The 14055-nt window shown below is 65.2% G+C and carries 12 protein-coding genes; 5 read left to right on the top strand and 7 right to left on the bottom strand.

From position 1 onward, the window contains the following. Window positions 1–17 precede the first annotated feature (17 nt). From DL237_RS01705 to DL237_RS01695, 3 genes are all read left to right on the top strand, one after another. Complete coding sequence (locus DL237_RS01705) at window positions 18–1100, top strand: TRAP transporter substrate-binding protein (RefSeq protein ID WP_119397272.1); 1083 nt, start codon at window positions 18–20, stop codon at window positions 1098–1100. 193 nt (window positions 1101–1293) lie between these two features. Next, window positions 1294–2187, top strand: coding sequence for a TRAP transporter small permease subunit (locus DL237_RS01700; protein ID WP_199671899.1), 894 nt, complete (start codon window positions 1294–1296; stop codon window positions 2185–2187). A 15-nt stretch (window positions 2188–2202) separates the two neighbouring features. After that, window positions 2203–4560, top strand: a complete 2358-nt coding sequence (locus tag DL237_RS01695) for a TRAP transporter large permease subunit (protein WP_119397270.1) — start codon at window positions 2203–2205, stop codon at window positions 4558–4560. Window positions 4561–4706: 146 nt separating this feature from the next. Here DL237_RS01695 and DL237_RS01690 read toward each other — a convergent pair whose 3' ends face one another. The 5 genes from DL237_RS01690 to DL237_RS01670 all read right to left on the bottom strand — a co-directional run bounded on the left by DL237_RS01690 (window position 4707) and on the right by DL237_RS01670 (window position 7838). Next, entirely contained in the window at window positions 4707–5195 is a 489-nt protein-coding gene (locus DL237_RS01690; RefSeq protein WP_119397269.1) for a VOC family protein, read from the bottom strand. Window position 5196: 1 nt separating this feature from the next. Next, the gene (locus DL237_RS01685) at window positions 5197–6009 is read right to left on the bottom strand and encodes an arginyltransferase (protein ID WP_119397268.1); all 813 of its coding nucleotides are present in this window, start codon (window positions 6007–6009) and stop codon (window positions 5197–5199) included. Between the two features lie 131 nt (window positions 6010–6140). Next, on the bottom strand, window positions 6141–6575 hold the full coding sequence (locus tag DL237_RS01680) for an RDD family protein (RefSeq protein ID WP_119397267.1): 435 nt from the start codon (window positions 6573–6575) through the stop codon (window positions 6141–6143). 201 nt (window positions 6576–6776) lie between these two features. Beyond that, window positions 6777–7253 (bottom strand): DUF2852 domain-containing protein, encoded by a 477-nt coding sequence (locus DL237_RS01675; protein ID WP_119397266.1) that lies wholly within the window; start codon window positions 7251–7253, stop codon window positions 6777–6779. Between the two features lie 102 nt (window positions 7254–7355). After that, window positions 7356–7838: a YbaK/EbsC family protein gene (locus DL237_RS01670; protein ID WP_119397265.1), complete on the bottom strand. Its 483-nt coding sequence runs from the start codon at window positions 7836–7838 to the stop codon at window positions 7356–7358. Between the two features lie 109 nt (window positions 7839–7947). Between DL237_RS01670 and DL237_RS01665 the strand changes: the two genes are divergently transcribed. Together DL237_RS01665 and DL237_RS01660 are read left to right on the top strand one after the other, a co-directional pair. Beyond that, window positions 7948–10836, top strand: a complete 2889-nt coding sequence (locus DL237_RS01665) for a bifunctional [glutamine synthetase] adenylyltransferase/[glutamine synthetase]-adenylyl-L-tyrosine phosphorylase (protein ID WP_119397264.1) — start codon at window positions 7948–7950, stop codon at window positions 10834–10836. Window positions 10837–10847: 11 nt separating this feature from the next. Continuing rightward, window positions 10848–11117 carry a hypothetical protein gene (locus tag DL237_RS01660; RefSeq protein WP_119397263.1) on the top strand — a complete coding sequence of 90 codons (270 nt, stop codon included), beginning with the start codon at window positions 10848–10850 and terminating at the stop codon, window positions 11115–11117. A gap of 72 nt (window positions 11118–11189) precedes the next feature. Here the strand turns inward: DL237_RS01660 and eda are convergent, their stop codons facing one another. Next, on the bottom strand, window positions 11190–11831 hold the full coding sequence (eda, locus tag DL237_RS01655; RefSeq protein WP_119397262.1) for a bifunctional 4-hydroxy-2-oxoglutarate aldolase/2-dehydro-3-deoxy-phosphogluconate aldolase: 642 nt from the start codon (window positions 11829–11831) through the stop codon (window positions 11190–11192). A gap of 21 nt (window positions 11832–11852) precedes the next feature. Continuing rightward, window positions 11853–13652: a phosphogluconate dehydratase gene (gene edd, locus DL237_RS01650; RefSeq protein WP_119397261.1), complete on the bottom strand. Its 1800-nt coding sequence runs from the start codon at window positions 13650–13652 to the stop codon at window positions 11853–11855. Window positions 13653–14055: the final 403 nt, after the last annotated feature.

Genomic DNA, 14055 nt, shown 5'->3' with positions numbered 1-14055 from the left:
ACCGGGAGGAGAAATAAATGGATCGTCGTTCCTTTTTGAAAACATCCGCACTGGGCGGGTCCGCGGCTGCGGCCACGTCGCTGGCGGCACCAGCGCGGGCGCAGGGGCAGGTCAAGCTGACCATGGTCACGACCTGGCCACGCGGGCTGGCCGGGGTCTGGGATTCCGTCGAACGTTTTGCCAACAGCGTCAACGAAATGTCCGATGGCCAGTTGATCATCGAACCGAAGGCGGCTGGTGAACTGGTCGGCGCGCTGGAGGTCTTTGATGCCGTGACCAGCGGTCAGGCCGACATGTACCACGGGGCCGATTACTATTTCGTCGGCCAGCACCCCGCATGGGCGTATTTCACCACCGTGCCCTTCGGCATGACCGCACCTGAGATGATGACGTGGTATTATGCCAACGGCGGCATGGCCCTGCATCACGAGCTGGGCGAAATCTTTGGCCTGAAGAGCTTTATCGCCGGTCAGACGGCGGCACAGGGCGGTGGCTGGTTCCGCAACCCGATCAATTCGGCGGATGATTTCAAGGGTCTGAAATTCCGTATGCCGGGCCTTGGCGGGCAGGCGCTGGCGAAACTGGGGGCCTCGGTGCAGGTTCTGCCGGGTGGCGAGATCTATCAGGCGCTGTCGACCGGCGCGCTGGATGGCACCGAGTGGATCGGCCCGTGGTCGGACGAAAAGCTGGGCCTGCAGGAGGTCTGCAAGAACTACTATCCCGCCGGGTTCCACGAGCCGGGCGCGGCGCTGTCCGTGGCCTGCAACCTTGAGGTTTTCGAGGGGCTGACCCCGTCGCAGCAAAAGATCATCGAGATCGCGGCAGGCGATGCGCACCAGCACAACTATGCGCTGTTCATTGCCAACAACGGCCCGGCGCTGGCGCGTCTGAAATCTTCCGGTGTGCAGGTGCAGGAATTCCCCGACGACGTCTGGGATGCCTTCGGCTCGGCGTCGAAAGAGGTGCTGGACGGCTTCATGGACGACGAGATCTTTGCCAAGATCCGCGAGTCCGCGGAGGCGTCGATGAAATCGGCCTCTGGTTGGATGTCGGTCTCTGACAGCTTTTACACCGCCCAGCGGAACCGCGTCGACGGGTGATCGAGCGCCACGTGGCGTCGGCCACGGCGCGGATCAGGACGCGCCGTGGCCCGCGATGGCATGGCCGAGACATGGCAAGGCTTAGGCGTGGCAAGGCTGAGGCATGGCAAGGCTGAGGCATGGCGTTGACTGAGATATGGCGGGCTGCGCACCTGACCCGGTGCGCAGCCCCTTGCGAAAAGGGGGGGAAGCGATGCTGAACGGTCTGATCTGGCTGGTCACTGAAATCGCGCGCGGGTTTTATCACATCGGATACGCGCTGAGCCATCCGGGCCTGTGGCTCGACTGGTCGGACAAGGAGGCACTGATCCGGTTCCTGTATTATGGCGGGTCGGTGCAGTTCTTTTTCGCGGTGCTCGACATCTTTATCGTGGTGACGATTGCCGGGCTGATCTGGCGTCCGTTCATGTGGCGCTGCGTGCGCGTGCTGGAGGGGTTTGCCAACGTGGTCGGGCGCACCGCCGCTTGGGCGGGTCTGATCATGGTGGCGCAACAGATCATCGTGGTGTTCCTGCAAAGCATCTTTCGCCTGGGCGAGATCAGCCTTTCGCCGCTGGGGGTCGGGTTCACGCAATCCGTCGGCTGGTATGCCGAGGGGTTGAAGCTGTGGAACGCGGCCGTGGTCGCGCTGTGCGTGTCCTACGCCTTTGTTCAGGGCAGCCACGTGCGGGTCGATCTGATCTATGCGCCGATCAGCTATCGCGCGAAACGTGTGGTGGACATGTTCGGGGCGCTGTTCTTCATGATGCCCGTCGTCGTGCTGGTCTGGATGTATTCGTGGTTCTTCCTGTGGCGGCATCTGATCACGCCCAAGGTTTCGGCCAGTGACAAGCTGGACCTGCTGATGCGCAAGGCGCGTATCGTGAAATGGAACGTCGAGACCATCGGGTTCAGTCCCGACGGATTCAACGGCTATTTCCTGTTCAAGATCCTCATCCTGTGTTTCGTCGGGCTGGTTTTCCTGCAGGCGGTCGCGTTTTTCTACCGGTCGTTCCTGGAGTTCAGCGAAGGCGAGGAGAGCGCGGAGAAATACCTGGACCGCGATACGCTGGGCGCCGGGGAAGAAGCCTATGAAGGCACGCATTAAGGGGGCATGGGGATAATGTTTTTCGGATTGGATGGGGTCGAGATCGGCCTGATCATCGTCTTTCTCAGCCTGTTCGCGGGTATCCTTTCGGGCTTTCCGGTGGCATTCGCCATTCCGGGGGCGGGGCTGTTCGCCTTTGCCATCATCGCCTGGCTGGATGCGGGCGGTCTGCTGATCCACAACGCGATCGACGCCAGCAGCGAGGGCTATCGCGCGCTGATCGGGTCCGGGGTGAACCCGGACACGATTTCGATCTTTCGCTATCCGGACCTGCCGACGATGGCGCAGCCGGTGTTTGATCGCGGCTGGGAAACGGCGATGGATCGCAACCTGTCGTTCATCGTGAACCGGATGAACGAACGCGTGTTCGCGGGCCAGTCGATCGAGACGCTGCTGGCGGTGCTGATGTTCGTGATGATGGGCATCACGCTGGAGCGGTCGAAGATCGCCAACGACCTGCTGACGACCATGGCGCGGGTGTTCGGCCCGCTGCCGGGGGGGCTGGCGGTGTCGGTGGTCGTGGTGGGGGCGTTTCTGGCGGCCTCGACCGGGATCGTCGGTGCGACGGTGGTGACCATGGGGTTGCTGAGCCTGCCGACGATGCTGCGCAACGGCTATTCGCCGGAACTGTCGACGGGGGTGATCGCGGCGTCGGGCACGCTGGGGCAGATCATTCCGCCCTCGATCGTGATCGTGCTGCTAGGCACGCTGGCGGGCGATCTGTATTCCGCCGCTCAGGAGGCGCGGGCGCAGTCGCTGGGCTGTTCGGACGCGCTGACCTATCTGGGCAAGCCTGCCGTGGTGTCGGTGGGCACGTTGTTCCAGGCGGCGCTGCTGCCGGGGATCCTGCTGGCGGTTCTCTATGCGCTCTATGCCTTTGGCTATGCCGTGCTGAACCCGTCCAAGGCGCCCGCGGTCGCGGTCGAGCACGACGGCAGGGGGGAGGTGATCACCCGCCGCGAGGGGCTGACCTGGTTCGTGTTCGCGCCGGTTGCGATCATCGCCGGGGTGCTGCTGATGGCCGAGGTCGGGATGGTCGGGTCGCAGAACCTGCGCGTGTCGAACTTTTCCGAAATGGGCGAGGGCGCCAGCCTGCGCACCAATGTCAGCGACAGTTGCAAGGCTGCGATGATCGATCTGCATGGTCAGGCCCGCTGGGATGCGGCCGTTGCCGAAACGCAGGCGATTGCGGCCTCGGGCGGGCTGGATACCGGGCACAGGCTGAACGACGCAGAAATCGCGGCGGCGGTCGATGCCAAGGCGGATCGGGCTGCGCCCATCGGCACCGGCGTCGCCACCATCGTGGTGCTTCTGGCGCTGGTGCTGATGCTGGCGCGCGGGGTGAAACCGGGCGACAGTGCGGCGCCGCTGGCGGTGGGGGGATTTGGCCTGGCGCTGGTGGTGCTGGTCGACGTGCTGTTCATCGGGCCGCGCACGACGCCGGGCGCAACGGTGCTGTTGCTGGCGATCCCGTTGGCGATCACCTTCTGGTCGCTGCGCCATGCCGCCGCGCGGCTGGCCCAGAACGAGCTGGTGCGGGTGGTATTTCCGCCGCTGATGCTGATCGTGGCCGTGCTCGGCTCGATCCTGGGCGGGATCACCAACCCGACGCCTGCGGCGGCGCTCGGGGCCGGTGGCGCGATGATGCTGGCCGCCTATCGCAAGCTGCGCGAAGAGGGGCGCGACCCCAAGGTGATCATCTGGGCAACCATTGCCCTGGGCGCGATGATCCTGCTGGGCGCGAATTTCGATCTGCGCATCAACCAGGATGTCGTCACGGCCGAGAACTGGATTGCCTATCTTGCGGCGGCGGCGGCCTACATGATCGCCGGGTTCGGGATGATCTATTCGGGATGGGTGCTGTTTCGCACACGGGTTCTGACACCCATCGTGCGCGAAACGGCCAAGGTGACCTCGATGGTGTTCACCATTCTGGTCGGCAGCCAGCTGCTGAACCTTGTCGTGATCTCGTTCGGGGGGGAGCATTACATCCAGGACTTCCTGCGCAGTTTCGACAACGAGTTCACGGTCTTTCTGATCGTGATGCTGGTGTTGTTCGTGCTGGGCTTCGTGCTGGATTTCCTGGAGATCATCTACATCGTCATCCCGATCGTCGGCCCCGTCATCTATGGCGGGACGTTCGATCCGAAGTGGGTGACGATCATGATCGCGGTGAACCTGCAAACGTCGTTCCTGACGCCGCCGTTCGGGTTTGCCCTGTTCTATCTGCGCGGGGTGGCCCCGGCCAGCGTGACGACCGGCCATATCTATCGCGGTATCATCCCCTTTGTCGGCATTCAGGTGCTGGGGCTGGCGCTGCTGTGGTTCGTGCCGCAGATCGTGACGATCGTTCCGGCGCTGATGGGCGGCTGATCCGATGTGAAAATGGCCTGCCCCCGGAGGGTGGGGGCGGGCCAAAAAGGCAAAGGCCGCGATCCCCGAGGGGGCCGCGGCCTTTTGTCATCTATCGGTCCGGTGACGTGCCTGCCCGCTGCGGGCAGACGTGCCGGGCCGCAGGGTCAGCTGTCGGAACGGGCCTTGTCATGCGGCGGCCAGATCACCGGCGTGCCGGTTTCGCGGTTGCTGCGGGATTTGGCGGGGGGAACGCCGCGCGTCGGGGTTTTCGTGAACTGCACCAGATCCCAGCGGTTGCCGAACGGGTCGCACCAGACGGCGACAATGCCATAGGGTTCGGTGCGGGGCTGTTCCTCGAAATGCACACCGGCGGCGACCATGCGGGCATGGTCCCCGGCGAAATCATCGGTTTGCAGGAAAAAGGCCACGCGGCCCCCCGCCTGCCTGCCGATGGCGGCACGTTGTTCGGGGGTCGCGGCAAGGGCCAGCAAAAGACAGGTCTGCGCGCCCTTCGGCGCAATCAGCACCCAGCGTTTGGTGTCTGACAGTGCAGTATCCTCGACCAGGTCGAAGCCAAGCGTGTCGACGTAAAAGGCGATCCCGGCATCATAGTCGGGCACCACCAGCGTCGCGGCAAAAAGGTTTTGTGTCATTTCAGGGCGCGCGCGTGTCTGGCAGGGAAATATTGGCAACCTGTTCTGCGATCGGATCGCTTTTGAGCGGATGGGTGGTGGCATCGTAATCGTGTGGGTCGCGCATCCGGTCCCATTTTCCGCCATGGTAGAGCTCAAGCCCCGTGAACTTGCACTTGTAGCCCATCTTGGGAGAGCCGGGCACCCAGTACCCGAGGTAGACATAGGGCAGACCGGCATTCCGCGCGATCTCGATATGATCGAGGATCAGGTAGGTGCCGAGCGAATTCTTTTCCAGCGCAGGGTCATAGAAGCTGTAGACCATCGAAACGCCATCATCCAGCACATCGGTCAGCGACGCGGCCTTGAGGCCGCTGTCGGGGTCGAGATATTCGACCACGCGGGACCGGATCGGCGTTTCCTCGATCATCGCGGCGAATTCGAAGACATCCATGTCGGCCATGCCGCCGTCGGCGTGGCGGCTGTCGAGGTAGCGCCGGAACAGCGCGTATTGATCTTCGGTGGCCCAGGGAGAGGTGGCGCGCCGTTCCAGGTGGGCATTGCGCCGCAGGGTGCGGCGCTGGCTGCGCGACGGGGTAAAGTCGGCAACGTTGATGCGCGCCGAAAGGCAGGCCGCGCAATCGGCACAGGACGGCCGGTACAACACGTTCTGGGACCGCCGAAACCCCTGTTTCGACAATGCGTTGTTCAGCTGCTCGGCGGATTCCCCTTGCAACGAGGTGAACAGCTTGCGCTCCATCCGGCCCGGCAGATAGGGGCAGGGCTGTGGCGCTGTCACGTAGAATTGCGGTGCAAGAGGCAGGGAATGGCGCATGAAAACCAGCTTGGAGCATCGGGTGAATGGCGCGGCCCGCAGGCCGGAGGTTCGGGAACGATAACAACGAAGTTCCCGAGCGCCAAGCCCCGTGGGCGCGTTCGATCACCGCAGGCTGCGTTTTTGCGCGTTCAGGCCCGGCGATTGACGGCGGTGGTTCCCAGAACATGGTCGGTCAGACCCTGGCCGTACCGCGAGGTCAGCATCAGCACGACCGAGATCACCTGAAGGATCGGCAGCGCAAAGCTGACGGTAAAGCCCAACGTGTGCAGCAGCGATTCCAGCGGGGTAAGGCGGTGCCCCTCGGTGCTGCGCAACTCGATCGACATCAGGCGCATGCCCCAGGTGGCGGAGCGTCCCGCGATGGTCATCCAGCGATAGAAAAAGCTGACCGTAAGCAGCAGGACGGGAAAGAAGAACGCACCGATAAAGGCCGTCAGCGGGACGATCACCAGCGCGATCAGGGTGATCACGATGGCATCGACAATCCAGGCAAAGCCGCGCTTCATCGCGACACTGTCGTAGAATTCGGGGCTGTGATCGGGATCGGGGAGGGGCAGGCTCATCTGGTCCGGTATCCTGTGAAAGCGGAATTGGGCGGCGTGGCAACGGCCCCGGTGGGGCCGTGCGGTGCAATGGTGGCGGCCCGGCGCTGAGCAGGCCCGCGGGACGGGACATATGCGCGGTTGGCGCCGGGACATGTGCACCGGGACATATGCGCCGTGGGCGCGCCGGGTCGGGGCGCGCCGGGCGGCAGGCAGGGGCGATCAGGCCCGGTCGTGGTCGCCGGTGTCGGCGGACTGATGATCGGCCTCACGGTCGGCACGCGCCTTTTTGGAGCGGTCTTCCATGAACTGATCGAACTCGGCCTTGTCCTTGGCGGCGCGCAGGCGTTCCAGGAAACCCTCGAAGCTGTTCTGCTCCTCTTCGAGGCGTTGCAGCGTCTCGGTCTTGTAGGCATCGAAGGCGGTGTTGCCGCTGGATTTCATCGCGGCGTAACCGGTGCGGCGCATGTCGTTGTAACGTGAGTGACGGCAGGATTTTCCGAACATTTTCTTACCCCAGATCATGTAGAAGAGAATGGCAAGGCCGACCGGCCAGAAGAACACGAAACCCAGCACCATCGCGGTGATCCATGCGGGTTTGCCCTTGCTGTCCATCCAGGCCTCAGCGCGACGCAGCCAGGAGGCGGGGCGCGTGGCCGGGCCCTGGTGGTCGTACATTTGAGCGGTGGCGGGTGTCATGTCTGTCTCCGTAACTTGGTTCTTGTTGCTATGTGAATGTCTTTCACATTACCTAGATCGGAAGTCCGCCCCTCAACCGCAAGGGGGTCATGTGAATGTTTTTTACATTAGTTTGTCTTCGCGTGTGAATTCAGCGACTTGGGCCCCTGTCATGGGCTGCAAAAGCTGTGGTGGCAGGCCGAAAAGATGGCGCGGGGTGCCGGCGGCGGCCCAGATCCGGTCAAAGTCGAGGAGGCGCGGGTCCAGAAAGGCGCGGATCGGGTTCAGGTGGCCGACGGGCGACACGCCCCCGATGGCAAATCCGGTCTGGGCGCGGATCAGGGCGGCATCGGCCTTGCCCAACGGCTCGCCTGCGACCTCGCTGGCGCGAAGGGCATCGACCTGGTTGCCGCCTGCGGTCAGGAACAGGATCGCCTCGCCGCTGTGTTCGCCGCGAAAGATGATCGACTTGGCGATCTGATCAAGTGCGCAGCCGACGGTATCGGCGGCCTGTTGCGCGGTGCGGCACTCTCCCAGTTCCTGGATTTGGGTGTCGACGCCGGCGTCCTGCAACGCGCGGGCGACGCGCTTCATGCTCTTGCTCATTCGCACTCTCCCTTGCGGTCAGGGCAATCTGCCAAGCTGCGCCGGGATTGACCAGAGGCGGCACGCATGAGGGATTGACCGGGGCGGCCCTGCGCCGCACTTTCCGCGCATGAGCGATACATTGATCCCGACCCGCCTGCCACGCCCCTTTGACCCTGACCGTGGCCGCGAGGCGCGCGCGCTGTTTCCCGATCTGGACGGCGACCTGGCCGCGTTGATCGAGGGCACGGCGGGATGCAGCCCCTACCTGGCGGGGCTGATGGCGCGCGAGGCCGACTGGTTGCCCGGCGCGTTGAGCGCGCCGCTTGCGGCACTTGCCGCGGAACGGGACCGCCTGTCCGGCATCGCCCCGGACCAGATCGCGCCCGAGCTGCGGCGGGGCAAGCGGCGCATGGCGCTGCTGGTGGCACTGGCCGACCTGGCGGGGGCCTGGCCGCTTGAGACCGTCACCGAAAGCCTGAGCGCATTCGCGGATCATTGCGTGGCGCTGGCGATGCGGGCGGCGCTGACAGCCGAGATCAGGCGCGCCAAGCTGCCGGGCATGCAGGAGGACGACCTTGAAACGGGGTGCGGCCTGGTGGCGCTGGCCATGGGCAAGATGGGCGCGGGAGAGTTGAACTATTCCTCGGATATCGACCTGATCGTGCTGTATGACGAGGGCCGCTATGGCGGCGACGCGGTGCTGGAGGCACGCCCGGCCCTGATCCGGGCCACGCGCAGGATGACCGCGACGCTGAACGACATCACAGACGAGGGATACGTCTTTCGCACCGACCTGCGGCTGCGTCCCGACCCCGGCGTGACGCCGGTCTGCATGGGGATGGCGGCGGCCGAGCGATACTACGAACGCCTCGGGCGCACCTGGGAACGCGCCGCTTATATCAAGGCGCGCCCCGCTGCCGGCGACATTGCCGCAGGCGCGCGCTTTCTCGAGGATCTGCGGCCCTTTGTCTGGCGGCGGCATCTGGATTTCGCGGCCATTCAGGATGCCCATGACGTGCGCCTGGCGATCCGGCGCAACAAGGGGTTCTTTGGCCCGATCCAGCTGGCCGGGCACGACATGAAGCTGGGGCGCGGCGGCATCCGGGAGATCGAGTTCTTTGCCCAGTTCCACCAGATCGTCGCCGGGGGGCGTGATCCGTCGCTGCGGCTGCCGGGCACGGTGCCCGCGCTTGGGCAACTGGCAGAACGGGGCTGGATTCCGCAGGACACGGCGAACGTGCTGGCGCGCCACTATCGGTCGCACAGGGAGGTCGAGCATCGGGTCCAGATGATCAATGACGCACAGACCCATCAGCTGCCTGGCGGTGCCGAGGGGTTGTCGCGGCTGGCGGCATTCATGGGACGGGACGCCGAGGAGCTGGGGCGCGAGATCAAGGACCGCCTGGAGGAGGTCCATGGCGTCACGGAGGCGTTCTTTGCCCCCGACACGCCCGGCGAAAAGGCCCCCGGAACCCCGGGCGCGATACCCGCCGCGGGCGCGGATGGACACCGCAAGGACGGGACCCGCACGGTGGGACAGGATCCGGCAGGGGCCGCCGCGGGGCAGGCCGAGGTTGAAATAGCCATCGACGAGGCGCTGGTGGCCCGCTGGCGCGCCTATCCCGCGCTGAGTTCGGAACGCGCGAGACAGATTTTCGACCGGCTGCGTCCGCAGCTGTTGCACAGCCTGTCCCGCGCCGCCCGCCCGGACGAAGCCCTGGTGGCCTTTGACGGATTTCTGCGGGGATTGCCGGCGGGCGTGCAGCTGTTCTCGATGTTCCAGGCCAATCCGCAACTGATTGACCTGCTGGGCGACATCACGGGGACGGCGCCGGATCTGGCGCTGTACCTCAGCCGCAATTCGGCGGTGTTCGACGCGGTGATCGGGGGCGGCTTTTTCACCGAGTGGCCCGGTGAGGATGCGCTTTGCAAAGAGCTGAGCCGTGTTTTGCAAATCGAAGAAGACTATGAGCGCAAGCTGGATGCGGCGCGTCGCTGGGTCAAGGAATGGCATTTCCGCATCGGCGTGCATCACCTGCGCGGGCTGGTCGCCCCGAAGGAGGCGGGGCACGAATATGCGGAACTGGCCAGCGTGGTGCTGCGGGTTCTGTGGCCGGTCGTGCAGACCGAATTCGCCACGCGGCATGGGCCGCCGCCGGGGCGCGGCGCGGCGGTGATGGGGATGGGGTCGATGGGCGCAGGGCGGCTGAACGCACGTTCGGACCTGGACCTGATCGTGATCTACGACGCGGCGGGCCAGGAGACGTCGCAAGGCCGTCGCCCGCTGGCGTCCCGCACCTATTATGCCCGTCTGACGCAGGCGCTGGTCACGGCGCTGTCGGCGCCCATGGCCGAGGGACGGCTGTATGAGGTCGACATGCGGTTGCGCCCGTCGGGCAGCCAGGGACCGGTTGCGACCAGCTGGCAAAGCTTTCGCGACTACCAGGAGACCCAGGCCTGGACCTGGGAACATCTTGCGCTGACGCGGGCAAGGGTGATCGCCGGGCCAGAGGCATTGTCGAACGATATCATGACATTCCGGCGCGATCTTATCGCGCGCGGGCGCGCCTCTGGGCCGGTGTTGAGGGACGTGGCCGAGATGCGGTCGCGCATAGCTGCCGCCAAGGGCACCCGCACGATCTGGGACGTCAAGACAGGCCCCGGTCGCAACCAGGAAATCGAGCTGATGGCGCAGGCCGGCGGCCTGATTGCCGGGGATCCCGACGGCTGGATCGGAGAGGGCCTGAACCTGGCGGTCAAAAGCGGCTGGATGCGTACGGCGGAAAGCGATGCCCTGCTCTCGACTTACCGGTTGCTGTGGAATATCGGACAGGTCGGAAAGCTGCTGAGCGGCAAGGCGCTGGACCCCGACGAGATCGGCGAGGGCGGTCGCGCCCTGTTGCTGCGCGATACCGGCGCCGAGACGATCGAGGCGCTTCAGGCGCAGGTCGCGGCGTCAACCGAGGCGGCGGCAGCGGCCATTGACGCGATTTTGGAACGAGAGGCGGACACATGATTGGAGTGGTCATGAAAGGTGATGCAACGGACCCGAAGGCCCTGATCCGCGAGGCCTATCGAATCGAGGGGATCGACGACCCCGAGTGCCGTTCCGTGCTGATGGACTGGGCGCTGAGCCTGGACGACGGCCAGGATCAGAAAGCCGCGCTTGAGGCGCTGATGGAGCAATACGGCAGGCACGCGCCGGATCATCCGATGACGGCGCTGTTGAAGGACGGTCTGCGCAGCCTGACACCGATGGGACGGCGCGGCGGTTCGCGCGGGCGAACGCCGCACTAAGGATCTTGATGCAAGACATGAAGAAGGCGCGCCAAGATACTGGCGCGCCTTTTCTTTTTGTTCCTGTGGGTATCAGCCGCGCAGGGCTGCGGCCTCGCGCGCCAGCTCCTCGATCGCGGCCCAGTCTTTTGCATCGATCAGGGATTGCGGTGCCACCCAGGACCCGCCGACGCAGATGATGTTCTTCATCGACAGGTATTCGGGTGCGTTTTCCGGGGTGACGCCGCCGGTCGGGCAGAACATCACGTCGGGGATGGGCGCGCCGATGGCCTTGATGGCGGGCGCGCCGCCGTTGATCGATGCGGGAAAGAATTTCTGCACGCGGTAACCGCGTTCCAGCAGGGCCATCACCTCGGAGGCAGTGGCAGCCCCCGGCAGCATCGGCAGGTCGGCCTGTTCAGCGGCGGTCAGCACCGTGTCGGTGGCCCCGGGGGAAACGCCGAACCTGGCGCCTGCCGCGACAACCTGGGTAACGGCGGCGGGGGTCAGGATCGACCCTGCACCGACAACGCCCCCCTCGACCTGGGCCATTTCGCGGATCACGTCCAGCGCGGCGGGGGTGCGCAATGTCACCTCGAGGGCGGGCAGCCCTCCGGCAACAAGGGCTTCGGCCAAGGGGCGCGCAATCGAGGCGTCATGGACGACAAGCACGGGAACGACGGGCGCAAGGCGGCAGATCCTGGAGGCTTCGGCGGTGGCGGTTTCGGGGGTCATGACGGGCTCCGTTTCAGGGGATCAGACGATATTGGAGGCGCCGGCGCTGGAGGCCGAGGCATTCTGGCGGAAGGTCTCGAACAACTCGCGGCCAATGCCGTGCTTGTTGGCCGACAGGTCCGGTGTGGCGGGGGCGCGGCCGGTCAGATCCGGGCAGGTGATGGTGCCGTTGACGGCATCCAGCTTGACCACGTCGCCATCGCGCAGCAGGGCAATCGGCCCGCCGTCTGCCGCCTCGGGGGCGAGGTGAATGGCGGCGGGCACCTTGCCCGATGCGCCCGACATGCGACCGTCGGTCAGCAGCGCCACCTTGAGCCCGCGATCCAGCAGCACGGCCAGCGTCGGCGTCAGCGAATGCAGTTCCGGCATGCCGTTCGCCTTCGGCCCCTGAAAGCGCACGACGACGATGGTGTCTTCGGTGAACTCACCGGCCTTGAACGCGGTCTTGACGTCGGCCTGATCGTGAAAGATGCGCACGGGCGCCTCGATCACGTGGTTTTCCGGCTTGACGGCCGACACCTTCATGATGGCGCGGCCCAGCGTGCCGGACAGGTGCTTCAACCCACCGGATTTCTGGAAGGGATCAGAGGCCGGGCGCAGGATCTTGTCGTTCAGCGACTCCCTGGCGCCGGGTTCATAGACGATGCGGCCCTCGCGCAGCTTGGGTTCCTGGGTATAGAGTTCCAGGCCGTCGCCGGCGACGGTCTTGGTATCGGGGTGGAGCAACCCGTCGTTCAGCAGCTGGCCGATCATGTAGCCGAGGCCACCCGCAGCGTGGAAATGGTTCACGTCGGCCAGACCGTTGGGATAGACCTTGGCCATCAGCGGCGTGATCGAAGAGATCGTATCGAAATCCTCGGGGTCCAGGATGATGCCGGCGGCCCGCGCCATGGCGGGCATGTGCAGCACCAGGTTGGTGGACCCACCGGTCGCCATCAGGCCGACGATGCCGTTGACGAAGGCCTTTTCATCGAGGATCTCGCCTGCCGGACGGAATTCGTTTCCGAGGGCCGTGATCGCCAGCGCGCGTTCGGTGCCCGCGACGGTCAGCGCCTCGCGCATCGGGGTATTGGGGTTGACAAAGCTGGCACCCGGCAGGTGCAACCCCATGAATTCCATCAGCATCTGGTTGGTATTGGCGGTGCCGTAAAAGGTGCAGGTGCCGGGCGAGTGGTAGGAGGCAAGCTCGGCCTCCATCAGCTTGTCGCGGCCGACCTCGCCGTTGGCGTATTGCTGGCGCACGCGGGCCTTTTCGTCGTTCGGCAGCCCCGAGGGCATTGGCCCGGCAGGCAGGAAGACGGCAGGGATATGGCCAAAGGTCGCGGCGGCCATGACGAGGCCCGGCACGATCTTGTCGCAGACGCCGAGGTAAAGCGCGGCGTCGAAGCAGTTGTGCGACAGGGCAATGCCCGCCGCCATGGCAATCACGTCGCGCGAAAACAGCGACAGTTCCATGCCGGGCTGGCCCTGGGTCACGCCGTCGCACATGGCGGGTACACCGCCGGCGACCTGCGCCGTTGCGCCCTGCGCGCGGGCAGCCTTGCGGATCAGTTCGGGGAAATGTTCATAGGGTTGGTGGGCCGACAGCATGTCGTTGTAGGCGGTGACGATGCCCAGGTTGGCGGCGCGTCCCTTTGACAGCGCCTCCTGGTCGGTGGGCATACCGGCATAGGCATGGGCCTGGTTGCCGCAGGTCAGGTGGGCGCGAACCGGCCCGGCATCCGCGGCGCGTCCGATACGCTCCAGGTATTGGTCGCGGCTGCCTTGGGATCTTTCGCGGATCCGGTCGGTTACATCTGCAATTGTCTGGTTCAGGGCCATGGGTCGAAGCCTCCAATCTGGCTGCGTCGCTGATCGTTGGGTTATGCCGTTCGCGGAGGGCGCGGCGCGGGCGCCTCCTCGGGTCGGGGCCAGTTTAGCGCTAACAGTCGCAGATGCCAGCCCATAAAACGGACCGTCACCGCGAAACAACTCTTCACCTGCCGCAACCTGCCTGATTTGTCTGCGAATGCCCATCCGTCTTGCGATGAAAGCTGGTCACGCCGGATCGCGGGGCAAGGCTGGTCGCGGGGGGCGGGGTCGGGCTAGGGTTTGCAAAGTCAGATGTATGTATTTGCAGAGTAATTGCAAATCTGTGCTTGGCATGGCGCGGCCTGATCCGCAGAGGAGACCACTCGCGGTGGCCTGCCGGGGGGGCCTGCGGTTGGGGGGCCGCGAGAGTTTT

Source organism: Pseudooceanicola sediminis (assembly GCF_003575965.1).
Classification (GTDB): domain Bacteria; phylum Pseudomonadota; class Alphaproteobacteria; order Rhodobacterales; family Rhodobacteraceae; genus Pseudooceanicola; species Pseudooceanicola sediminis.
Note: the sequence above shows the minus strand (reverse complement) of the source record. Positions and strands in the feature narration are given on the sequence as shown.

Coding starts and splice junctions, on each gene's coding strand:
- DL237_RS01685 (WP_119397268.1), bottom strand. CDS start 6,009: ATGCGCCATTCCCTGCCTCTTGCACCGCAATTCTACGTGACAGCGCCA.
- DL237_RS01665 (WP_119397264.1), top strand. CDS start 7,948: ATGAGCGATACATTGATCCCGACCCGCCTGCCACGCCCCTTTGACCCT.
- DL237_RS01670 (WP_119397265.1), bottom strand. CDS start 7,838: ATGAGCAAGAGCATGAAGCGCGTCGCCCGCGCGTTGCAGGACGCCGGC.
- DL237_RS01660 (WP_119397263.1), top strand. CDS start 10,848: ATGAAAGGTGATGCAACGGACCCGAAGGCCCTGATCCGCGAGGCCTAT.
- DL237_RS01680 (WP_119397267.1), bottom strand. CDS start 6,575: ATGAGCCTGCCCCTCCCCGATCCCGATCACAGCCCCGAATTCTACGAC.
- DL237_RS01695 (WP_119397270.1), top strand. CDS start 2,203: ATGTTTTTCGGATTGGATGGGGTCGAGATCGGCCTGATCATCGTCTTT.
- DL237_RS01700 (WP_199671899.1), top strand. CDS start 1,294: ATGCTGAACGGTCTGATCTGGCTGGTCACTGAAATCGCGCGCGGGTTT.
- DL237_RS01705 (WP_119397272.1), top strand. CDS start 18: ATGGATCGTCGTTCCTTTTTGAAAACATCCGCACTGGGCGGGTCCGCG.
- DL237_RS01675 (WP_119397266.1), bottom strand. CDS start 7,253: ATGACACCCGCCACCGCTCAAATGTACGACCACCAGGGCCCGGCCACG.
- eda (WP_119397262.1), bottom strand. CDS start 11,831: ATGACCCCCGAAACCGCCACCGCCGAAGCCTCCAGGATCTGCCGCCTT.
- DL237_RS01690 (WP_119397269.1), bottom strand. CDS start 5,195: ATGACACAAAACCTTTTTGCCGCGACGCTGGTGGTGCCCGACTATGAT.
- edd (WP_119397261.1), bottom strand. CDS start 13,652: ATGGCCCTGAACCAGACAATTGCAGATGTAACCGACCGGATCCGCGAA.